General features: G+C 46.4%; 19 protein-coding genes. 3 read left to right on the plus strand and 16 right to left on the minus strand.

Annotated elements, in window-relative coordinates; genetic code table 11:
- Positions 1-119: 119 nt before the first annotated feature.
- From QGP82_RS27920 to QGP82_RS27945, 6 genes are all read right to left on the minus strand, one after another.
- Complete coding sequence (locus tag QGP82_RS27920; protein WP_499061650.1) at positions 120-1,196, minus strand: glycosyltransferase family 2 protein; 1,077 nt, start codon at positions 1,194-1,196, stop codon at positions 120-122.
- Positions 1,197-1,212: 16 nt separating this feature from the next.
- Positions 1,213-2,403, minus strand: a complete 1,191-nt coding sequence (locus tag QGP82_RS27925; protein ID WP_499061651.1) for a glycosyltransferase — start codon at positions 2,401-2,403, stop codon at positions 1,213-1,215.
- 111 nt (positions 2,404-2,514) lie between these two features.
- Complete coding sequence (locus tag QGP82_RS27930) at positions 2,515-3,675, minus strand: glycosyltransferase family protein (protein ID WP_499061652.1); 1,161 nt, start codon at positions 3,673-3,675, stop codon at positions 2,515-2,517.
- 142 nt (positions 3,676-3,817) lie between these two features.
- A complete protein-coding gene (locus tag QGP82_RS27935; protein ID WP_499061653.1) occupies positions 3,818-5,104 on the minus strand; it encodes a glycosyltransferase in 1,287 nt (428 codons plus the stop codon).
- Positions 5,092-6,318, minus strand: coding sequence for a glycosyltransferase family protein (locus QGP82_RS27940; RefSeq protein ID WP_499061654.1), 1,227 nt, complete (start codon positions 6,316-6,318; stop codon positions 5,092-5,094). The genes QGP82_RS27935 and QGP82_RS27940 overlap by 13 nt, the downstream gene beginning before the upstream one ends.
- A gap of 27 nt (positions 6,319-6,345) precedes the next feature.
- Positions 6,346-7,713, minus strand: a complete 1,368-nt coding sequence (locus QGP82_RS27945) for a UDP-glucose dehydrogenase family protein (protein ID WP_499061655.1) — start codon at positions 7,711-7,713, stop codon at positions 6,346-6,348.
- 516 nt (positions 7,714-8,229) lie between these two features.
- Between QGP82_RS27945 and QGP82_RS27950 the strand changes: the two genes are divergently transcribed.
- Positions 8,230-9,669, plus strand: coding sequence for a sensor histidine kinase (locus QGP82_RS27950; RefSeq protein WP_499061656.1), 1,440 nt, complete (start codon positions 8,230-8,232; stop codon positions 9,667-9,669).
- A gap of 35 nt (positions 9,670-9,704) precedes the next feature.
- Positions 9,705-10,370, plus strand: a complete 666-nt coding sequence (locus QGP82_RS27955; RefSeq protein WP_163667964.1) for a response regulator transcription factor — start codon at positions 9,705-9,707, stop codon at positions 10,368-10,370.
- 112 nt (positions 10,371-10,482) lie between these two features.
- On the opposite strand, the gene QGP82_RS27960 is transcribed toward QGP82_RS27955, so the two are convergent.
- The 6 genes from QGP82_RS27960 to QGP82_RS27985 form a co-directional block, all read right to left on the minus strand.
- The gene (locus tag QGP82_RS27960; protein WP_499061657.1) at positions 10,483-12,078 is read right to left on the minus strand and encodes a hybrid sensor histidine kinase/response regulator; all 1,596 of its coding nucleotides are present in this window, start codon (positions 12,076-12,078) and stop codon (positions 10,483-10,485) included.
- Positions 12,079-12,352: 274 nt separating this feature from the next.
- Positions 12,353-12,820 carry a response regulator gene (locus tag QGP82_RS27965; RefSeq protein ID WP_163667967.1) on the minus strand — a complete coding sequence of 156 codons (468 nt, stop codon included), beginning with the start codon at positions 12,818-12,820 and terminating at the stop codon, positions 12,353-12,355.
- A gap of 36 nt (positions 12,821-12,856) precedes the next feature.
- Positions 12,857-15,166, minus strand: coding sequence for an ATP-binding protein (locus QGP82_RS27970; RefSeq protein ID WP_499061658.1), 2,310 nt, complete (start codon positions 15,164-15,166; stop codon positions 12,857-12,859).
- A gap of 416 nt (positions 15,167-15,582) precedes the next feature.
- Entirely contained in the window at positions 15,583-15,882 is a 300-nt protein-coding gene (locus QGP82_RS27975; protein WP_499061659.1) for a hypothetical protein, read from the minus strand.
- A gap of 125 nt (positions 15,883-16,007) precedes the next feature.
- Positions 16,008-16,595, minus strand: a complete 588-nt coding sequence (locus QGP82_RS27980; RefSeq protein ID WP_006515587.1) for a LabA-like NYN domain-containing protein — start codon at positions 16,593-16,595, stop codon at positions 16,008-16,010.
- A 561-nt stretch (positions 16,596-17,156) separates the two neighbouring features.
- Positions 17,157-18,083, minus strand: coding sequence for a hypothetical protein (locus QGP82_RS27985; RefSeq protein ID WP_499061660.1), 927 nt, complete (start codon positions 18,081-18,083; stop codon positions 17,157-17,159).
- Positions 18,084-18,380: 297 nt separating this feature from the next.
- Between QGP82_RS27985 and QGP82_RS27990 the strand changes: the two genes are divergently transcribed.
- A complete protein-coding gene (locus QGP82_RS27990; RefSeq protein WP_006515584.1) occupies positions 18,381-18,587 on the plus strand; it encodes a hypothetical protein in 207 nt (68 codons plus the stop codon).
- Positions 18,588-18,782: 195 nt separating this feature from the next.
- Here QGP82_RS27990 and QGP82_RS27995 read toward each other — a convergent pair whose 3' ends face one another.
- The 4 genes from QGP82_RS27995 to QGP82_RS28010 all read right to left on the minus strand — a co-directional run bounded on the left by QGP82_RS27995 (position 18,783) and on the right by QGP82_RS28010 (position 22,800).
- The gene (locus tag QGP82_RS27995) at positions 18,783-19,667 is read right to left on the minus strand and encodes a hypothetical protein (protein WP_499061661.1); all 885 of its coding nucleotides are present in this window, start codon (positions 19,665-19,667) and stop codon (positions 18,783-18,785) included.
- A gap of 96 nt (positions 19,668-19,763) precedes the next feature.
- Positions 19,764-21,230 carry an alanine/glycine:cation symporter family protein gene (locus tag QGP82_RS28000; RefSeq protein ID WP_499061662.1) on the minus strand — a complete coding sequence of 489 codons (1,467 nt, stop codon included), beginning with the start codon at positions 21,228-21,230 and terminating at the stop codon, positions 19,764-19,766.
- Positions 21,231-21,286: 56 nt separating this feature from the next.
- Complete coding sequence (locus tag QGP82_RS28005; protein ID WP_163703349.1) at positions 21,287-21,775, minus strand: WbuC family cupin fold metalloprotein; 489 nt, start codon at positions 21,773-21,775, stop codon at positions 21,287-21,289.
- 71 nt (positions 21,776-21,846) lie between these two features.
- A complete protein-coding gene (locus QGP82_RS28010) occupies positions 21,847-22,800 on the minus strand; it encodes a putative 2-dehydropantoate 2-reductase (RefSeq protein WP_499061663.1) in 954 nt (317 codons plus the stop codon).
- Between the last annotated feature and the right edge of the window lie 581 nt (positions 22,801-23,381).

The raw sequence follows: 23,381 nt of genomic DNA on the forward strand, positions 1-23,381 counted from the left end.
TGTTCAAATTAAAGATGGCCTTGTAGGGGCGCATGGCCATGCGCCCTTCAACATATTGACCATTGGCCTGTGTTTCGAAGGGGGCACTGTGGTGCACCCCTACGGAGACAATGTTGTGTTTATCCAGGCATCTTACTCATGGTCTGTGTACCTTGCACCTGAGTATTTGTTCCATACAAGCGTTGATATCGACTGGTGAGCATGCGATTCAACTGTCTCTCTAGCTGAATAACCAGCTTTTCTAGCCAAGGAATCGTTTTCCCAAACGTGAACTTTCGAACCAACGGACGCAAAAACGCATGATGTCGACGGTGTCCCAAACGCTTGTATCGTTTCTTAAAATACTTGTCCTTATCCAAATTCCACTTCTTGCGGAACCGTTTGAGACTTTTCACTTCCCACTCATCGCTCCAGCGCAGCATAAAGAATGCCAGATCCGACCAGCGATAGAGAATATCAGGCACATAGGTCACGACTGACGCTGGCTCACAATAAATGCGCCCACCTGTTTGACTGACATTCAGGCAAAAGTCAATGTGCTCCCGGGTGTTGAGGAGTTTTTCATCCAATACCCCAATCTGGTCAAAAACAGATCGTTTAACCAACATGCAGTGAAACTCTGCAAACTCACAAGACCGACGGTGCAACTGCTCTTCCACGTCAGCGACGGCACGATTCACAAAATAATGTTTTTCATGCACCCGACGATGGGTCTTATCACCCTTCAGGTCAGTAAAGATTCTGGCTTCACCGCCGGCTAGATGGATTTTCTGGTGTAGCGGCTTGCCAATACAGGTTAACGGACAAACAACAGTTGCATCAGTCTCTTGGGCACACTGCCACAGCTGCTGTAGCCAGCCATGGGACACATGAACATCATTGTCGATAAAGAGCACATAGTCGGTTTTGACATAGCTTAGCCCCAGGTTACGCGCTTGATTAGGGGATAGAAAACGTTCGGTGCGCACCAGGGTAAAACCTTTGTCCTCCGATGCCTGGCTTAGATACTGCTGGACATATTTAGGAGAACCCCCATCTACATAAACCAGCTCAAACGGCAGATTTGTGTATTGGTAGATACTCTCTAAAGACTGTTGGCTGTAGCTAAACCGCTCACGGGGTACAACCACAATTGTAATTGCGGGTTGAGTAATGTTAGATACGGTGGAGGTTTCTGTTGTGATCGTAGAAGTCATCATTAATCTCCTAAAGCTAAGATGCAAGAACGGTGAGGGGTTGGGTCAAGACCTGGCGGTAGACCTTGGCCCAATTTCTTTGTTCAACCATGGGAGAGAGTTGCTGGCGGACGGTGGCTTGAGCCGCTTTTCCAAAGCGCTGTCGTAACTCTGGAGACTGAGCCAGTATGAGAATGGCATCTTTAAGTTCAGCACTAGAGCCTGGAGTTACAACTAAGCCATTGTAGATATGATCTAAAATCTCGCCAATGGCGTCAACACTGGTACCGACAATGGCGCGACCAGCCAGCATGGCCTCCAGCAGAGCATTGGGGCAGCCATCGTGGAGAGAAGGTACAGCGTATACGTCCATATATTGCAGGTAGGCCATGCCTTCAGTCCGAGGAACCATTCCTGTAAGCACGGTGTTGTCCGCCATGCCACTTTCGCGAATAGCGGCTTCCCAGTAGGGACGTTCTCGCTCTGCAAAGTCGCCCACCAGTAACAGTGTTATCGGCATGGATTGTTTCAGATCTGCACAAGCGTCTAACAGATATTCCAACCCTTTCTTATCGCGGAATCGACCCACTGAGCCAATGACTAAGCCGGTGAGCCGATCGGCTAGGGGTGGTTTAGGTAGGTTTGAAAACTCTACAGGCTGAATTGAGTTCCAGAAGGCACTGGATTTCCCCTTAAGGGCAGGGACAAGCACCTGACCCCGTCGTTGTAAATCTCGACTGACAAAGGTGACCCAGTCTGAATTTTCTAAAATCCAGCCAATCTGACCATGTTGTTTGGGGCTAAATACGTGCTTGTGTAAGTCGCTGCCGCGCACGCTGTTGATGATGGGTATGCCTTCTTCCTTGGCCAACAACGTAGTGATAAAGCCAGTTTCATTAATGAAAAAAGCGTGGAACAGGTTGAACTGATGCTGACGATGCAGCTGTTTCAGTTGAAAGTAAACGTCGCTGCGATAGTCCTGCAAAATGGGTGTATTTGAGCGACTAGCTGGAGTCAGTCGGTGTACCTGAATGCCATTTTGCTCGGTAGTGTCACAGTCTGAGCGACAATAGCCTTCGGCCTTACGCTGTTTGGAATGAAAAACAGCAACGTGAACCTCATAGCCGATATCCTGAAGCAAATTGGCAATACGGGCCACTGACTCGCCAACGCCACCAACATCGGGGGGGAATTCTAAGGTGGTAATACAAATTTTAGACTGTGCCATGGATTGTAGGAGGTTAAGAGTTAAGAGTTTTGGATTTTGAGTGTTGAGCTGGGAGCTAAACTCAACACTCAGGGGCAAAGACTGATGCTTGTTGTAGAGGATGGGGTTAGCTCAAACCAAAATCTCTTCTTTGATTAGTGCCTTAACGCGAGCAGCCGTCATCTCCACCCCACGAAGACAGAAGTGTTGATGGCTGGGACTGGCACTCAACGCTTTCATCACCTTAAGGGAGAAGAAAATAGGATCCAAATCGTCAGGATTAATGACGTTGACAATGCCCAGATCTTCTAAACGGCTAGACCGCAGCCGTTGTTCCTGGTCGTCATTACCGGTAAACGGTAGCTGCATGGCCCGCACCCCTGTCTGCAAAATGTTGAGGGTAGTGTTGTAGCCTGCCATGCTAATGGATAAATCGGCCTTAGCCATGTAGCTGAGAAGATCGGGTGTATAACGCTGTACGGTTAGATTTGAGCGATTGGCTGCAATTGTCTGTAAACGTTTATAGACGTCATCTGGTGAAAATGGCCCTGTAAACATTTGAATGTGGTGAGGGATCTTGTTTTCTAACAACTGACTGGCTTCGGCCACACACTGTAGAAGCTCATGGCCAAAGCGCCCACCACCAACGCTAGCCAGGATCATCGGTGGATCGGATGCTGTTTTTTGGGTAAATTGTCGATCTACATCGGGAACTACGTAACCGGTATAGTGAACCTCACAGTCAAGATCGTTCACCCTAGAAAAACTGTTTTCTAGGGGTAAAAACTCTGGGTCGCCATGGATCAGCAGCTGGTCAAAATACCGATTCATCAGTTTGCATACTTTAGCTTCATGACGCTCCTGATCTTGCTTGGTAACAACAATGTCTCGGAGGCTACAGGTGATTTTAGCGCCGTGGTCTTTAGCGCGCTCTAACAGCGGAATTAACTCGGTAGAAAAACGCCGACGACCAAAGGGGAATAGTTCTACCATGACGACGGCGGGGCGGATGCGATCGCAAACCTCCAACAACCGATCACGACGATATTCCAATGTGGACTCGACATCGGTAAACCCATCAGGTACCTGTAGTTCCCGAAAATTTGCATCGGTTTTAATGGCAGGTAAATTAATCACTTCAACGCCTGCCGGTACAGGAAAGTCCTGAATGACCTCCCCACCATTGACAAAGTAAACTTTGAAATCCTTAGTCAAGCCATGGGCAATAGCCATACTGCGGATCAGGTGACCGATACCGAGAATGTGTTGACAGTAAAAAAGTAAAGTCTTCATAGCATAGTCCCTCGCAGAACAGAGTATTGACGTAGATAAATCTCGAAGATATTCTCTTCCTGGGAAGTGGTTTTAATGTCGCGACTCTCCTCTCCTAAGAGAGGAGAGTATAGGGTGGCACGTTGTTCAGTGCGTCACGACCTTAGGAAGCAGCCAGCTTGAGTAAATCCCCTAATACACTGGCTTGAATTTGTGGTCTCATGGGTTCCTTAATAGCCTGTAGTAACCAATCTTTAACTGCGCCCACATTGCGACTAAGGCCAAACTTATTTAACACCGTAAGACGCCCGGCTTTGCCTAAAGTTGTTCTCAGTTCTGGCTGTCGCACAAGAGCCTCCAAAGCCTGTGCTAAAGATAGGGCATCCTTTTCCGGCACCAGCACACCATTTTCATTAGACTGCACCAGCTCAGAAATACCTGAGATATTAGTCGAGACCACGGGTAATTCCATGGACATGGCCTCTAAAAGAACGTTAGGAATACCATCGCGGTCACCGTCATCGGTGACCAGGCAAGGGAGCACAAACATAGCTGCCTGTTGGTAATACTCAATTAGCTGGTCCTGGGTCAGTTTGCCGACTAGGGTAACGTGCTCGTTGAGTTCTAGATCGTTAATTTGTTGTCGAATAGAATTCTCTAGGGGACCGTAGCCAACAATGACACAGCGAAAAGATAGTCCCACCTGTTTAAGTATATGGCAGGCCTTTAATAAATAGGGAAAACCCTTTTTCTCACAAAAACGACCAACACTCAAGATTAAAGGCACATCAGACGTTTGAGTTTTTGGTGCAGGAGTAAAGCGGCCTACATCTAAACCATGATAAGCCAGGTGAATAGGAGTGCGAGATGTGGAAATCTGTTCAAGATAGTGACGGTTATAGTCGGTACAGGTGAGCACAAATTCCGCTTTGGCCATGCGCCGGTTCAGGGCATCATGGTTGCTTAAGTAAATGTCTTTGGCATGGGCCGTAATGCTGTAGGAGAGTCCGGTGAATGCCTGGGCAATTTCTGCTGTGGCTGTGGGCACATTGGCAAAGTGAGCATGGAGGTGAGTAATGCCTAGTGTTTTTAGCTTCCAGGCCAAGTAGCCGCCTTGTAAAAACTCGTGGAACCGGCGTTTCTCAGGACGACTCATATAAAACTTTAGGGCCTTTAAATAGGTGCTGCCATCCTGGTGGAATAAGTCGAGATGGGCGTCCAGAAGCTTTTTTTCTTGGGCTGGGTCAAACTCCGGCAGCAATGATGGCAGATAGGTGATTGGTGCTTTGACGGTGGCTACACCGGGATGGGTGCATCGCTCTGGTGGTTGTCTTAAGGAGAATATGTGTAGGTTAAGGCCTTGCCTTTCTAACTCTAGAATCTCATTCAGAATAAAGGTCTCAGACAGTTTGGGGTAGGTTTTTAATAAAAAGCCAATTAAAGGGCGCATGATAGTTCTGCTAAATCACGGTTGGATGGACGGACGGCACAAGCCATGAGATCATGCATGAGTTGGGCGATGCGAGGCAGGCCATCTAGGCGAAAGCTGTTGATGGCATGGGGTTTGATGGTCAGTGCCCGATGTAAGGTTTGGGATAACTGTTGGGGGGTGAGTCGTTGGGGATGAATGGCGTATAGAAGGCCGCTATCGGCAAAGCGTTTGGCCCGCATCCACTGTTCTTGAACGGGACGAGTACGAGGTACAACAACGGCAGGTTTGCGTAAAGAGAGAATCTCGCAGGTGGTGTTGTACCCGGCCATGGCAACGATGGCGTCGGCGGCATTGAGATAGCTAATCAGGTCATCGCTAAATTCGAGGAGACGAATTTGAGAATAAGCGGCCACTTGAGTCTGTAGCTGTTGCTGTTCTTCAGTGGGCATCTCTGGACCTGAAATTATCACCGTTTTTGGGATGGGTTGAGCCGCTTTTAGTTGTTGGTCCATGCTTGCCAAATAGGTTTGGATCAGGTGATGCCCATCGCCACCACCACCAGGGGTGACCACCACCAGTTTTTCCTGAGGGTGAATCTTTAACTGCTGGCGAAGGACAGTTTGGGATGTGCGGCCACAGCCACGGCTGAGATAGCCACAGAATCTAACTTTGCGCCGTAACGGTAGCGGAAAATTATACTCATCAGGTAGATTGAAAATCTCGGGTGTGCCTACAATCCATATTTGGTCATAATGTTGTTGGGTTAACTGGTAATAGTTGTTGACTTGCCATTGTTGAATTGTGGCAGCAGGAGTATCCAGGATATCTCTGAGTAGTAACACTCGTTTGGTGTTGGGGCCATGACGGTTCAGATGGTTGAGGGTTTCTTTGAGTTCATTGCGTAGGCCCAGAGGTTTTTTGTCAATGAGCAACACATCCGGTTGAAAATGTACTACAGCGGTGAGAATTAGGTGAGATCGCAACCGCACCAATGTCTCTGGCATACTCTTAAGATATCTGGCCTCTAGCTGACCGGAGGTGTTGCGCCCCAGACAGGGCAATTTAATATAATCTAGACCTTCAGGTAGTCTCAGGGTGTGCAGGGCGGGGGAACCTGACACCACTAATATGGAAATATTAGGCAAGGTTCGTAGCAAATACTCACAGATTGTTAGCATGCGGCGAATGTTGCCTAACCCAAAGGCATCATGGGAATAGACCATCAATCTCATGTCAGGATCTCCTTAGGGTATCCGAACCTAGGCAGCAAGAACAGAATGGCGAACAGTGGGCCACAGCAACTGACCGGCACTGGGTCGACCAATCGCTTGGTAGTAGAAACCTGACTGTTGCAGCTGTTGTGGGTTAAGACAATTGCGACCATCGATCAAAATTGGGTGTTTCATACGACGGGCTAAATCGCTGTAGTCCAGGTGTTGAAACTCATTCCAGTCGGTGACTAGAACCAGGGCGTCGCAGTTATAGGCCAATGCTGTTGGTGTATCCACCAGGATGACGGGGGCAGAGATTTCTTCGATAATGGGGTCATAGGCCTTTACTTTGGCACCTAGCCGTTTCAGCTCAACAATAATGTCGAGGGCTGGCGCATCTCGCAGATCGTCCGTGTTGGGCTTAAAGGTGAGACCCAATAGACCAATGGTTTTACCCTTGAGAATTTTTAGGGTTTTTTGGAGCTGATAGACCACCTGTAGTCGCTGACGCCGATTGGTGGCAATGGTGGCATCCAATAGAGTTGTATCTACCCCGTAGTCCTGGGCGATGTGCATTAGGGCTGATACGTCTTTCGGAAAACAGGAGCCGCCCCAGCCGATCCCTGCCTGTAAAAATTTGCCACCGATGCGACTGTCGAGGCCAATGCCCTGGGCCACCTGGGTGACATCAGCACCGATGCGATCGCAAATATTAGCAATTTCATTGATAAAGCTGATTTTTGTAGCTAAAAAGGCGTTAGCGGCGTATTTAATTGTCTCAGCAGAGGCCAGATCGGTAACGACCACTGGCACCGCAGGTAAGGTGGTATCCACTGCAAACTGTCGGTGAATAATGGGTGCATACAGCTGTCGCATACGTTCAATGGCCTTGGGAGAATGTCCTCCCAAAACAATCCGATCTGGATTAAAGGTGTCATAAACGGCAGATCCTTCCCTCAGAAATTCAGGATTGCTCACAACTTCGAAATTGGCCTGAGCGTCGCGATCTTCCAACTCATCTAAAATGAGTCGACATACCCAATCACCAGAACCAACAGGCACTGTAGACTTATTGACAATGACTTTATAGTTGTTACCAATATGCTGACCAATCCCCCGTGCCACAGCTTCTACATAGCGAGTATCGCTTTCTCCTGTGGGTAACGGTGGTGTACCGACAGCGATAAAAATCACCTCGCCATGGCTCACACCAGCAGCTAAATCAGTCGTAAATGACAGCTGCTCTGAGTCCATGATATCGGTAAGCCCAGGTTCATAAATAGGCGACTGACCCGCCTGCAACATGGCAACTTTTTCAGCATTGTTATCTACGCACACGACTTCGTGACCGATGTGTGCTAGACAGGCTCCAGTTACCAGGCCAACATAGCCAGTCCCAATGACAGATACACGCATGGCATCATTCTCCAGTAGTTGCTCTTGAACCGATAAAACTACTGTCGTCAGGCTGATTAAATTCTCAATGAAGTGATCGTTAGAAAATTCTCATGAAAATTTCATTAAGTAATTCGCTCGATAGCCTGTTTAAATTGCTGGGGAGTTATCTCAGCTACCAACGGTAAAAATATGAAAATGATAAGCTGACATTAATTAAAAAACTTAGGTTTCCTGCAAACTGACTCTATGTAAGACTTCCCTATCTAAACTGAATCTTTTTAAGCATTCATCAAAGGTTTTTTAAAACGCCGCTTAATCGAGGAAAATGAACGGAATTTTATATTGAAATATCCTTCTTAGGGCTAATTTTATATCAACTGTGGTCAGTTTTTGAAATGTCACAACTTTGATGGCTTTGTTAAACAGACAACCTTACTTTTTGAGCAGTTCTGGATGATTTTCACAGAAAATACTGAAAATCACGGATGTTTTCCCTCACAATTGAACTAAGTATTATCCGTATACGTTTGTAGGATGCAGCGCTTTAAATTATTCGGTTTATTTAAGGAAGCACGGACCAGAATCTTTCTGATTTATGTGATCTTGATGCTAGTGGCTGTCTGTTTGTCTGTTCCTATTTTTAGGATATTGCTGTTTCGAGCTGTTGACGAACGTGTCAAGGAAGATCTTTTGGAAGAGGTTGAAGAATTTGATGATGTCTATGCTGAATGGGCACAGTCGACCGATCTATCTTACGAATCCCTCCAGCAGGCTCTGGATGACTACATAACGAATACACTGCCAGAAGACGATAATTTTCTCATCGCTATTTTAGAGGATAAAGTTTATCGGTCGAATCCACCGGCTCTGCCTTCTGTGATATACACAGAGTCAGAGCTATTTGAAAAATGGATTCAACTTGATGAGAGTACCCAAGGGCAGAAGGATACAGGGGATCCAGAAGCGGGTAACGCTCTCTATGTAGTAGAACCTATAACAGTTGATGGTACTTTACAGGGCCAGTTTGTGATTGTTCACCTCTCGGCAGGGGAAAGAGGTGAAGCTTTGGCCGGGATAGTTGTGTTTATGGAAGTTGCTGGCATCCTAATTCTGTTGTCACTGTGCCTGGCTTGGGTGGCAACAGGTCGACTGTTGCGACCGGTGCAAGAGTTGGCCAAGACGGCTCATAATATCAATGAAACTGACTTGAGTGGCCGTATTCAGGTCACTGGCACGGGAGAATTCGCCCAGCTAGCAAAGACATTTAACTCAATGATGGACCGCTTGCAGGCATCGTTTAGAACTCAGCGTGATTTTATCAATGATGCGGGCCATGAGTTACGCACCCCGATCACTATCATACAGGGGCATTTGGAGCTGATGGGAGATGATCCTGAAGAACAGGCTGAAACCGTTGATCTAGTCCTGGATGAATTGGATCGGATGGGACGTTTGGTCAACGACCTAATTCTGATTGTTAAGTCTGAACACCCTCAGTTTCTTCATTTAGAGACGTTAGATATGGCTAGTTTTTGTCAGGACATTTTTACTAAAGCTCAAACCTTAGCGGAGCGAGATTGGAAACTGGTTGTTAAAACCCGTGTACGTATTGTTGCTGATTCTCAACGGTTGACAGGGGCCCTGCTCAATTTACTGAACAATGCGGCTCAGCACACTCAACCAGGAGATTCCATTGAGCTTGGTTGCCGTCAAGCTGGCAATCAAGTGGAACTTTGGGTTAAAGATACAGGGGAAGGTATTCCTGAGGCAGAACAATCTCGTGTCTTTAATCGCTTTGCGCGGGTGCAATATACCCAGCGTAAGTCAGAGGGGTCAGGATTAGGGCTAGCGATTGTACAGGCAATCGTTGAAGCCCACTGTGGTGAGGTGGGGGTATCCAGTCAGCCTGGTTTAGGCTCAGTATTTACTCTGCGTTTACCCATAGATCTGTCTCAACCGATTTCTGTCTTATAGCCTCGTAAGGAACTGTGAACAAGGAAATGTGAACAATGAACCGGATTTTGATTGTTGAAGATGAGGTGCGAGTAGCTGAATTTTTGGATAAGGGGCTACAGGCCAATGGATTTATAACGACAGTAGCAACTACAGGTCTTGAAGCCGTTGCCTATGCGTTGGATGGCGAATTTGAGCTGATTGTGTTGGACTTAGGGCTGCCGGGTAAAGATGGTTTGTCAGTCCTGACCGAGTTGCGTGGCCAGGGCTGCCAGAGCCCGATTATAATTTTGACCGCCCGTGATGACATTGCCGATAAGATCACAGGCTTTGAATCGGGGGCGGATGACTATGTTACCAAACCATTTCGCTTTGAGGAACTCTTAGCTCGTGTGCGGGCGCGGTTGCGTGCAGCCAGCTCTAAACCTGAAAAGAAGTTTATCCTTAGACACCAGAATATTGTGCTAAATCTACGTACACGGTTGGTACATGTGGGTGAGAAGGCCATTGAATTATCAGCCCGCGAATTTACTTTGATAGAAACCTTTATGAGTCATCCGGGGCAAGTGCTTAGCCGTGAGCAGCTCTTGGATCGGGTATGGGGCTATGATTATTCCCCCGGTTCTAACGTGGTGGATGTCTATGTCGGTTACCTACGTAAAAAACTAGGCAGTGGCCTGATTGAAACTGTACGGGGGATGGGGTATCGCATGCCAACTTAGGTGAGCTACTACGCATCGTTGCCCTTGATTAATCGTGACTAATTGCAGTGTGGCGTCTATATGTGGTAAGCAGGCCCTTGCCTTATCTATGTCTGGTAGGGTTGCCCTGATCTTAATCCCCTTGGTAAATATTTTTAGCAGCCTGGGGTTGTTTGGGTAATGTGAAAAACACTTTAGTCCCGCAGCCTTCCTCGCTTTCTAAATCAAGATTGCCCTCATGTAGGTCAATACAGGCTTTAGTAATCGACAACCCTAAGCCAATGCCTTGAATGTCACTAGCGTTGCTGGCCCGGCTAAAGGACTGAAACAAATGGGGCTGATCGGCACTGGGAATGCCAATGCCAAAGTCTTTGACGGAGAGCGTAATTGTGGTGTATTCTCCCAGCAAATGAATTTCGATGCGGCCTCCATCGGGAGAAAACTTAATGGCATTGGAGAGGAGATTGTCGATGGCTATGCGTAGCATGCCCTGGTCTCCCCAAAAACCATTGGTTTTGCCGGTTATTTGCAGAATTAACTCATGGTTTTGGCTTGTTTCTCGATGTTCTTCAACAATATCTGCAACAAACTGCAGAATATTCATGGGAGCAGCCTCAAATCGGGCTTGATCAAGCTCACACTGATGCATCATCAGCATGTTGTCCACAAGTCGGGTCATGTGTTTGGCCTTATCCTGAATCATGCTCAGAAAGCGGGTCTGCTGTGATGTATCTAAACGTTCGCTATGGCGGTCAAGGGTAGAAGCAGCACCGAGAATAACTGCCAGAGGAGATCGGTATTCGTGGGAAACCGTAGCTAAGATTTGGGATTTAAAGTGGTTCAGTTCTTGGGCTTTTGCTAATGCTATCTGGGTTTGGGATAGGAGTTCAGATTGTTGGATGGCGATCGCAAGTTGTACCGCTAATTCATTGAGAATATTATGTTCTTCAGGTTGCCAATCCGTTGTTTTAGAATGTTGATTAGCTACTAAATATCCCCAAATCTGATTTTGAAGTGACTGTGGTGAGTTGATGACAATGGGGGCACTCAGTTCTCGATAGTTAGGCCTGGGCGGACTATCAGTATTCTGGTCATTAAGCTGGGCTGGTGCATTGAAAGAGGAGGAGGGCTGATCGCGTGTTCCCAACTCGGCCTTGATGGTGGGTGTCTTCTGCAAGTCACATTGATAAACCGCCACATGGTCACATTCCAACAGCTGCTGTACTTCTGCTACTGCCGTATCCAAAATTTGCTCAAGGTCTAGCGATTGCCGAATACGTAACGCGGTAGTGGCGATTAGCCGTTGCTGCTCACGGGTTTTGTGCAGAGCAACATGGAGATGAGATTGTTGAATAACGCTTCTAACCGTGCGTTGTAATATCTCTGGTTGCAGATGGTGCTTCCCTAAATAATCTTGCACACCATTCTTCATTGCTTGCACAGCCAGCTCCTCATTCCCCTGACCTGTCAGCATGATGATGGGAGAATGAATTTTGCGTTGGTGTTTTTGTAACTGACTGAGAAACTCTAACCCAGTCATATCGGGCATATAGAAATCTAGCAACACAACATCAAACTGCTGCTTTAAAGAGAGTTCTAGAGCCACCTCGGCTAAACCAGCTTCGCAAAACTCATAGGTATTATGAGGATCGCAAGAAAGATATTCACGATAGACTTCCCTATCCTCTGCGCAATCATCAACGATGAGTAAAGTGTGAGCTACAGGCATATAACATAATGGGGCATCTCAAATAACAGCGTGCCACCATATTTTAATTGTTAATAAAATATAAAAGACAGTATACAAAAGTTAATAACGTGTCCGGGGCTGATCTAAAATCTGCTTTAGAAAGGTTTGCAAGTGCCCTAATCAAAATGTAAATGTGCAGACTTTGATCATCTAGAAGATTGCCTACCTTGTAAGGCAGTGAATTCATGCGCAATCTGACTTTCAGTCCGCTATACCCATTTGTCTGACTTTGATTTTTAAGCTTGATATATCCCTAATTTATCCCAGTTAATTCAACCCAATCAGGGGGAGTATTTGTATGCAACCAATAGTTTACAAAGGCTTGAATTGCTTTCTCAAATTTTTCTGTCCCAACCGGTTTTATTAGATACCCATTTGCTCCCTTTCTATAGCAAAATTTAATATCCCTTGGATCAGAATTGGTTGTAAAAATAACGATCGGAATTTCACGAAACTGATCATCTTGCTTTAGCCGTTCTAATACTTCTCTACCGTCGGTTCCAGGAAGATTTAGATCCAGCAAAATCATGGAGGGACGTGCTGTATTTTCAGGGGCTTCTTGATCCAGGTTTCGATACAAAAAATCTAGAGCTTTATCCCCGGTGGTGCAGCGATAGATAGGATTGGCAACAGCCAGATCTTCCATGAAGATCTGTAGGACTTCAAAGTCTTCATCGCTATCTTCAATGACTAATAGAGGCGTTGTGCTATTGTCGGGCATAAACTTAAGAAAGATTTAATTTTTCGTTAGAGTTTATTATTTTTCTTCACAGTTTAGCACGAAGTAAAAGGTAGTCCCTTGACCATAGTTAGATGCCACCCAAATGTGCCCACCATGGCGTTCGATGATTTTCTTCGCAATCGTTAATCCCACCCCTGTTCCACCACCGTAACTATCACGTTCATGGAGGCGCTTGAATAGCCGAAATATGTTTTGAAAATGGCGTTCCTGAATGCCAATGCCATCATCTTTAACGTAAAGTACGCATGTATTGGGCGCGATGGTGATTTTGTCTTGACTGTCAAGCTGCTGCTCATGCTCAACTAAATAGCCAATTTCAATCATGGGCTGGGGCTTATCAGTGTATTTAAGAGCATTGCTAAGGAGGTTGCTAAAAACTTCCAAAATTAATACGGGGTCAGCCCTGACTGTAGGTAAAGGTCGTGGAATCTGAATCTGGAGTAGCGGTCCGCTACCTTCACGACCAGCTTGCAAAATATCGATAACTGTTGGTAAAAGCTTATTCAGATCGATGGGTTGAGAGTTCAATTCAGCTTGCCCTAGTCGTGAAAATTTAAGCAAAGCATCAATCAACCCATCCATGCGCTCTGCTAGCTTGACCAAAGTTTCTAGTCGCTTGACACCAGAGTCACCTAAAGCCTGACTATGGCGTCTTAAAAGGATATTTGAAAAATTGCTAATCCCTCTCAGGGGCTCTTTGAGATCGTGGGAAGCTGCATAGGCAAACGAATCGAGTTCCCGATTGCTACGCTCCAATTCAAGATTGATTTGTGCCAGTTCATCAGCCTTATTCAGTACAATGCCAACGATGGCATTTTTTAAGGCTAGGGCGTTGTCTATTTCTGCTGCTTTCCAGGGCAGGGCTGTGGCTTGTACAGTCTCTTGCCATTGTTGAAATGACGTGCGAGGACAGAGAAAAATACTGCCATCTTCGGTTTCATGGATAGACTCTTGTGGATTTCCTGCCCAATTAACCGTTTGTAGAACTTCAGGCCGAAACCAGAGAATGAGATAACGCCGGAGTTGAGATATTTTGAGAATAACTAGACCACTGGCGATGTCCTTAAAATTGATGGCGGCTGGATATTCCTCAGACAGACAGTTGGTGTGAAAAATTTCTGTGGTTTTGGTTTCTATAGACCAGTTAATTAAGGCCTGCACATCTTCCGTGGCAGGGGTATGACCAATTAGCGTAATATCTTCACCGAGACAAACTGCGACGCCTTGAGCCTGGAGGACTTCTAATAGCCTTGGTTCTGGATGAATCAGTGCCTGTTTAAAGTCTGTTGCGCTGGCAATGGATGAGATAAAGTCAGCCTGGATTGCCTTGAGGGTGTTGAGATAGTGGAGTTCATTTTGGTTAACTTTGCTGGTTAGTTCAGCGGCAATAAACTGTCCTAATATCTCGCAGACCGCTCTAACGGTACAAGGAAGGAACTTCTCTGTGGGGTGGTGGCATGAAATCAGACCCCACAGCTGATTGTTACTGACTAAGGCAATCACCAGTAATCCAGTGACGGCCATGTTTTGATGATATTCAATGCAGCAGGGGTCAACACCTCTGAGGATGGAATAACTTAAATCTAATGGTGCCTTACCCGACTCAAGCTCTGTAGAAATGAGTTCAACGGGGGGGGCGGTTAGATTGGGGATAAATCGCACCGCGCTCTTTTGATAAAGCTGTCGCACTGAGGTCGGGATATCTGTGGCGGGATAGTGCAGATCTAAGTAAGACACCGCCTCAGCGGGCTTTACTTCGGCAACCACTGCACCAGCCTGTTCTTCATCAAACTGATAGACCATGACTCGGTCATAGCCAGTCAATGTCTGTATTTCAGTGGCAGCTGCCTGGAGAAAATCAATTAAGTCGTTGACACCGCGTAAGCGAGCAATAGCCTGTTGAGCGTTGCTTTGTAAAACTGCCAGACCCTGGGCCGTATATAGACGGGTTGGTTCTAGTTCTAGAATGATGGTTTCATTCATTCGATGCACCAGACCATCAAAGTATTTGGTGTCATCTGATGTGGAAATAGCAATGGGTATATAGCTGGGACGCTCCGTAGCGTTTGCTAAGTGGTGTAGCAGTTCCGCTTGCGTTGATACCGGGGACTCTAACAAATCCAGGAATGACTGTCCTAGCAATGTTTGGGGCTCCATACCTAGATAGTCAGTGGTATTACAACTGAGCTGTGTAATGGTGAAGTCTGATGCCGCTAGTGCCATCAACACGCCATGGGGCTGAGTCAAACCAATGCGATGGACAGGAAATGATTCATGGTCTTGCTGGAGCCTACCTGGACCGTGTGGCGGATCAAACTGTCTCATTCTGGAGGGGGCAACGAAGGGAGAGCTACACGGAACAACTTAATACATTTTCCTACTGCTACAAGTATTACAGAAAGTTAAGAGAACTTCAGCTTCTCTTAACAGTCCGAGGGATATTAGTTATAAATATGTACACACCTCTGATAAATGTGTTTGGTCCTAGCGCTTAGTCAGAGTTTTTAAGGTTCTCAATGTCGGATTTGAAGCGACTTGAGCTAGCATTTTTCCTTAATCAGCTATTTGCAGTTTGTTTTCAATAGGTTAAGTAAGTGCCTGAGACGGTTAACTGCTTTGCTTATTGAAAGTGTATGTCTCTACTGTTGATTTAGAATTCAAAGGCAATGGTTTCTCAGCGTCATTGGCCGGTAAAAGCGACTGTTATATTTTTGGCAAGTCTTGTTGTACTACCTACGGCCCTATATTGCTTTATTGTATGGAAGCTCTATGGGTTTGCTGCCATGGGTATTTGAGAACTGTTTTGTTCTGACATTGTCAGAAATGGGTTGATTGTTAGCAACTTCACGAATTAAGTGGCTGCGGCTGCGAATGTACGCTCTGATCTCATTAGTTTCATCGTGGCTCAGATGAATGTTATCTTTTATTTTTTTCAATAACCATAGGCAGATAGCCTCGTCACTTAAGCCTTCCAGTATATAGCTATAAGTTTCCACCATGCTCCAAATCAGACGGAGATGCTCACTATTAAATGAAATCATTTTTATAAAGTATAAAACTGCTAAAGGTTAAAGAGATATACGAGTTTCCTTAGAGGTAAGGAAACTCGTATTGTTTAATAAGCGTTTCAATCTGATGGAATGCAACTATGGTTGGGGTCTGATGTTTAGGCCGCACTAAATCTGGCACGTTTGTAGTTAGCATGCCGCTTTGCGATCGCATCCTTAAAACTTGCAAAATCAGTGGCACTATCCGTTTCACTAAGCAGGCGTTCGCTCGTAATGGACTGCAGGCTAACCAGCTCTGTGCGGGTGCTTGAATGGGCAAAGTGGTTAAGTAAGCGAGTAAAGCGACCATCTCCACTGACTAGCACAACGGTGTCGCAAAAAGCCGACTGTGTGATCATGTCCGTTGCTATTTCAACGCAAAAGTCAATAGAGCGCTGGGAGGCATCAGAATTCTCTTTTGTTGAAATCTCTTTAGTAATTACACGATAGCCATTGCGCTTCATCCATAGCAGAAACCCTTGCTGTTTAATGTTGTTGGGATCTACGCCAGTGTAAAAATAAGCCCGTAATAGCTGACCGTTGGGAACAAGCTGTGATATCAATTTGCTGTAATCAATCTCAATGCCCAGCGTTGACGCTGCATAAAAAACATGGGCAGCATCGATAAAGACAGATACCCTACCCTGTTCTAGAATTGCAGGGGAAGTGGGTAAGTCTTTAAAGGTAGCTGGGTTATTAGTTAGCATCGCAGAAAGATTCCTCTACTGAGTTAATAGATCAGAGAGATATTCGAGGCATTCTTTTGGATCGATTCCGGTGTTCTAGCGAATGGCTCGATTCTGAGCAGCTTGCAAGATCACTTGTGCCGAAAAACAAGATCGTCTACAGGACTCTCAATCGATATACAAATGAATTTTCGAAAACTCTCAACTGAGTTACTTAAAAAACTGCCAGATGACTAATAAAACCTGGCATGATTGGGGAGTTCAAAAAAACACTGATTTAATAATATCTTAAGATTTGCGGATTATTTTATATTCTGAGAAGTAAAAATATGTGAAAGTTCATTTAGGCCCAAGGTTAAGGGTGTTACGAAGCTGCTTAATCATCTAAACCAAAGACAGGTAATTGTTTAAAATGCTTGCCAGGCGTACTTTCAGGAATGTTGCGTGCTTTTAAAGTACTGGTTAGCCGCTGTCGCTTTTAGACTTAAGATTTTTGTTACATATGTCCATGAAAATAGGTGTCTGTACTGTGCTACTTGAGTAGATGGTGGGTGTCTGGTGGTCACTAGGTGAATCGTCTTTTTATGGACAGACCGCTCTGATTGCACCTGCATCACTCCCTCGGCTACACACATAGCCAGTGCTAGCGCTACCACTTACATCCATCCAGGCGGCATCGTAATAGATCTGATGAACAATAGAACGGATGCTGTCATCGGCAACATGCTCAATCCAGGTTGCTAGGTAGCCACCGCCATTGCCTGCATAATTGGTTACCAATACTTCCACCCAGGGGCGTTCAGCACTAATGCCTTCAGGGATTTCGTTGGGTAATATCCAGCCCCCTTGCAACCAACCTGCTTGTTTGGCTAATGCTCTGACCAGCATGTAAAGCGGCTCATTATCACTATCCCAAGGAGCAATATCCATATCCATAGTTGTTTCAATTGCCCAAGTACTGTTGTTGGGCTCTTCTATGGCTGCGCAGTCTAGTCCTAATCCACAGGTTGTAGCCCTATCAAGCGCTGATTGCTCAATTTGTGTAGCGGCTGGTAGCCAGTCAGCAGCCATATTCATCACAGGTAAAAATTCCAATCCAATGGCTAGGTGTGGCGTCGTGCTGTTTAAGCTAGGGTCCACATTCTCTACCCCATGGCTATCTACTAAAGCTTGATAAAGTGCTGGCGATAGATTGTAGTGATCGAGCTTTACGTGATAAAGAAACTCAGAATTTTGCCAAACCGGATACAAGCGCACTCTTACACGCCAAGTCGGTGTGTCTGGGATACCACCTAAACGTGTTGCATATTCTAAGGGTCCCATGGTTTGAAAATATCTGAAGCCTTGCTCATCAAGACTTTCTAGCCCATTGGGTGGTACCTGTTGCAGCTCGGCTGGTGTGGAGGTAGCTGGTGTGGCCGGGGCGGGGGCTTCAGCTTTGGCTAGACTGCAGGCAATCCACAGCGGCAGGATTAGGGCTACCACATGGCCTATATGACGAATACCCATGGCGAATCAGACTCCTAAGGAAATCAATTACAACTGGCTGACCACAAGCGGCAATCAGGTGCAAAGATATCTTCCAAATCTGGCTGGGGTTTTCCGGTAATGCTTGATGTTAGGGACCTATGCTAGCTCTCAGGTTGGTCTTACATGAGGAGTTTGGCCAGCTTTTTTCTATGAACTGTGGCTTTTCTCAGCAAGCCAACTGCATAATCAATACGCTTTAACCATATAACAAGGCTAGACTAGGTCAGATAAATAAGCCAAACTAATAATTGACAGAATATCCAATATGCCGGACGCATGGTTGAGCATGAACCAGAGGATCCTAGAATTCAAGAAATTATCCAGGCTGAAAACTTGCCACCTGAGGTTGTAGACCAGGTGGTGGATGAGTTTTTTAAGATCTTTAAGAGCTCTTACGCAACCATTTGCATACAGTTGAGTGAACGTCTCTTAGATGAAGCATTACGGATTGGCCGAGAAAGGATTAATCCTGACGATAGTTGAGAATGGGTAACTTAGTGTCAGTAAGCTCAGCAATTTAGCTCAATGCCACCAAAATCAGAATATTTTAATCACTGGCTACGTCATAGACCTGGAGGATGAGAGCATCAGGGGCTATTCTGCCAGTCGTACCCATAGCAAAGCCTCTAGTAATAAGTGCTAGAGGCTTCTTTATTTGAAAAATGTATCGTGGGTGGCTTATAGCTTTGGTCGCCCTAAAAGTAATGTAGTTAAGGCGTCTCGTGCACTTTCAGGACGGGGGCGATTAAGTAACCAACGTAGGGGCGGAAAGGCAATTTCATCGGGAAGTAAGACAGCTTGAAAATTAAACGGCAGCAACAGATAAGCAGTGTGGTTTGTCTGATCGTGAGTGATCTGGCGGATGCCAATCATCAATCCTAAGCTATAGGCCATCATCGGTGGAAGATCCTGGATGTCCTCAGGGGTCTCAATCAAATCTGTTATCAGATCCGCTACTTCAATCATCTCAATCAAAGGTCTGCCCGGTCTTAGGTTGCGGGTCTCTGGATCCAGGCCTAGACAATTCTCTCCTGTGACTCTGGTAACAAAAGATTCACCAGGGTTAATTACGCTTAATACTTGAGATCGAGATAAGTCGCCACTAATGGGGATGCCTGCACGTACAACGCGCTGTGTTCGTCGTGTAGTTCCTGAGCTGACCGTGCTTCTGTCCCAATCAATAAATACCTGGGCATCACTCGTTGTGTTGCGGATAGTGACATTGAGGTCCATCAGTGACATGGCCAGAGGCATGCGGCCCATGGGGCCAACATTGACGGTCACTTTGCGCTTTTGCTGAGCATTATTTTGAGATGTGACCGTTAGGGCCAGTTGCGGTGGTAATCTGAATCCTTTCAGCTCCAGCTCCTCGATTTCCGCCGTAATTTGCTGTGTATCGGGAAGTTGTTGCAGTTGTTGGTTAACCTGAGCAAGTAACCCCTCACGGTTTAAGTCAACCTTTAATTTGTTTTCCAGGGTATTTTCTACAGAGAGTGCCATTTGGTAGAGCACATAAATCACTACCAAAAAATAGACTGTCAAAATTAGAACATCACTACCCATTACCCGACTACAGCCCTATAGATTTACTACTGACCAAAAGTGCCTATAGGTTACACCTATTTGTAAAAAGTAGGGCTGTAGATTGGGGCAAGATGGTTAGGGATTAGAAGAGGATGAGTGGTCAGTGGTGGGTGGTGACTGAAAGGAATGTTCAGTATGCCAGTATTTGTCTAGGCTACGGGCTACCTGGTTGGATAGCAGTAGGAGACCCAGCATATTGGGAATACCAAGGGCAAAGACCATGATGTCACTAAAGCGAATCACAGTATCTAGGCCAATGATGGTGCCGCAAAAGCTACCCAAAATATAGAGTAGCTTATAGGTCAATAGACCTTGCTCTCCAAACAAGTAGCGCCAACAGGCTTCGCCATAATAAAAGCAGGAAATAATTGTGGAAAAGCTAAATAGGCAAACAATTATGGCCAGCCCCCAGGTCATCATCGGCACTTCGGTGGCAAAGGCAGTCGTTGTGAGCTCAATGCCGTTGACGATGCTTTCAGGTTGATAAACACCTGTTAGCAAGCAGACTAAGGCGGTTAGATTGCAGATAATAACTGTGTCGATCAGTGGCTCTATCAGGGCGACGATACCTTCACGGACGGGTTCAGGATTCTTAGTGGTGGCGTGGGCAATGGCTGCAGCACCCGTACCTGCACCATTGGAGAAAACACCTCGCTGTAGACCCTGTACCATGACGCCGACGATGCCCCCTTCAATGGCCACTGGATGCCAGGCCGAATGCCAAATTTGACCCATGGCGTTGGGGATATCTCCCAGGTGATGGCATACGATCCAGAGGGCGGCAGTTAGGTAAAGCCCTACCATGGTTGGCACAATGGCTGAGGCTACCTGGGCAATGCGTTGGATACCGCCAATAATCACAGTAGCAACCGCCAGGGCGAGAGCGATACCGTAAACGCTAGGCTCACTTAGCCAGCTCCACTGCAGGTGTTTCCCCAGGGCAGCGACTGCCATCCCCGACTGGTTGGCCTGAAACATATTGCCACCGCCGATGGCCCCAACCATGCAAAGAATGGCGAAGGTAGCTGCCAGCAACTGTCCCATGGGTTTGAGCCCGCGCTCGGCCAGGCCCTGGCTGAGGTAATACATGGGGCCCCCCAATGCCTGGCCATCTTGGATAACGCGATATTCTTGGGCCAGGGTGCATTCGGTAAATTTGGTGGTCATGCCCAGTAGTCCTGCTATGGTCATCCAAAGGACTGCACCGGGGCCTCCCAGTTGGATTGCGATCGCAACTCCAGCAATATTCCCCAACCCCACCGTTGCCGACATCGCCGTCGCCAACGCTTGAAAGTGATTCACCTCCCCAACCTCATGCGGGTCATCATAGTCACCCCGCAGTACCGCCAGGCTATGGCGCAGCCCCCGCACATTAATAAACCCCATGCGCAGCGTCAGATACACCGACCCTGCCATCAACCACAGCACAATCAGCGGCACACCCCACAGTCCAAAAAACAAGGTACGCTCCAACAGCGTCACCCCGATATCAAAACCATGGTCCATATGTGTTAGCAGTTGATTCAAGGTTGCGCTTTCCATTATCGGCAAATCATCTTTTCTAGGATCAAGGTCACCCTAGGGCCATCGGTACAGGCCTAACCCGAAAACAACTCAGCCCATGCCTGTACCTGCTGCTGTGCCGCAACGGTTCCCTCTGCCGGAAACTGCTGCATAAAATCCTTATCTGCTGCTGGTACGTAAGGCCCTTCCTTAATCTCAAACATCACCGTATTTGGAGCCAGGGCGATCAGCGAGTGGTACTGTCCTTCCGCCAGCTCTAAACCATAGGTTGGTCCCTGGGCACATAGGCGCTCAATCTGAATCACCTGCCCCTGCTCATTCAGTATTAAAAAACCAATCTCACCCTGAAGCACCAGAAATAGCTCAAACCCATTGCTATCTTTAGCCCGTAGATGTCGGTGTGGACGCACATAGGTGCCAGGCTGTAACACATTGATAAACCGTTGGACAGAGTCCGGTAGCTGATGCAAGTTGTGGTTTTTCCGTAAACGAGGCAGCGCTGATGCCTCCTGGGAAACGCTGTCAAACAGCTCTTGAGATACGCGTTTGATGACGGTGGGCATGGGATGGAACAGTGATGATTTCGGAATAAGTTACCAGTTATCTACTAGTGTAAACCTATGTAAAGGGTGCCTCAATTTGAAAGCGCCCGCACTTGCTTATAAAGCTTTTCCATCTCCGGTACTTTGACCCCTACCTCTGCCGCGGCCCTCACCGGGTTACCTAAAATCGCCTCCACCTCCAATGGTCGCCCTTCATCAAAATCAATTTTCATGCTGGTACGATAGGGCTTCATTTTTGTAGTGGCATTCAGCATGTCAGCGGCCCAATTTATAGGAATATGGCGAGTCGAAGCAGTTTGCTTAGAAAGATGGTCAACCCATGTGTTGGCAGCCGTGATCACCTCCGTCATCAGGGTGTGGATCTGTGCCTTAACCGCCTCATCTGCCATCAGCTCATTCGTGGTCGCATCCAACACCACCGACAATCCGTTATAAGGCACGTTCCACACTAGCTTGCGCCAACGGGCCATAAACAAATCTTCGGTGACATCTATGGGAATCTTTGCTCCACGGAAGTCATCGGCAATTTCCATCATCGTGGTTGTAAGTTCTCGCTGTTGATTTTTCCCACTGTAGGCTCCGAGCTGAATTTTTCCGTAATCCAGGTGATGAATGTGACCTGACCCGACCTTGTTAGAACAGATAAAACAAAGGCCTCCCATAATCTGTTGTGGTGACACCAGTTGGGCAATATCTTCTTCAATGCCTAGGCCATTTTGTAAGGTGAGTATTACTGCGCCCTTACGCATCGGTGGCATTAGCTCTGTAAGGCGATGATTTTGTGTTGTTTTTAAGGCAATAACAACAACATCTACCGGTGGCATATCTGCTGGGCTATTGTATGCATTTACCTGGGGCAGTGTGATATCACCATCGACAGATTCCACCAATACGCCGTATTTTTTTACATGCTCATAGTCGCTACGCAACAGAAAATTCACATCACAGCCGCTTTGCTGTAATCGTGCTCCGTAATAACCGCCAATGGCCCCTGTGCCAATGATGACATAGCGTTTAGCCGACATCCTTCCCTACTCCGATGTATCATGCCCATCAATTGTACGGGGCAAACTGAGATCTCTGCCGTTGCTGATTTAGACGATGAATCGCCCCGTAAAACTTGCCAGCAACCTAGATTGGGCGGGTTGAAACATACCGCAGATCAGCAATGGTAGATTTTTCTTGGTTGTGGTGTTCGAGTATTCGATTGTTCGACAAAAACTGCCTCTCAAAAACAGAGTTAGACCTTAATGCCATACTACAGCCGCTATGTTTTTGGTTTAGGCGTTGTGTGTGGTGATGGTTTGGTCGGGTTTACCATTGACAGAATGGATAGCATTGATAAATAGATAAAAATCTATTTTCATTATTTGTTTTTTATTGAGTTTTGTTTACATAAGCTACATATGTATCAATATAAAATTATTTATAATCCTGAGTTCCTATTATTCTACAGGCTATAAAAATCCCTATTTATACTGAGTTTTCTTGATGAGAACTAATTAATAATTTAGATGAGTAAGATGAGAGCTAATTATTAACTAAAAGCAGCAGCAACAGTTTCTTGGAAAGCCCCCACATTCCTCTAGGCTGTTTGCTAAGCTAG

Origin of the sequence: Leptothoe sp. LEGE 181152 (genome assembly GCF_032906605.1) — a bacterium.
GTDB classification, from domain to species: domain Bacteria; phylum Cyanobacteriota; class Cyanobacteriia; order Phormidesmidales; family Phormidesmidaceae; genus Leptothoe; species Leptothoe turfae.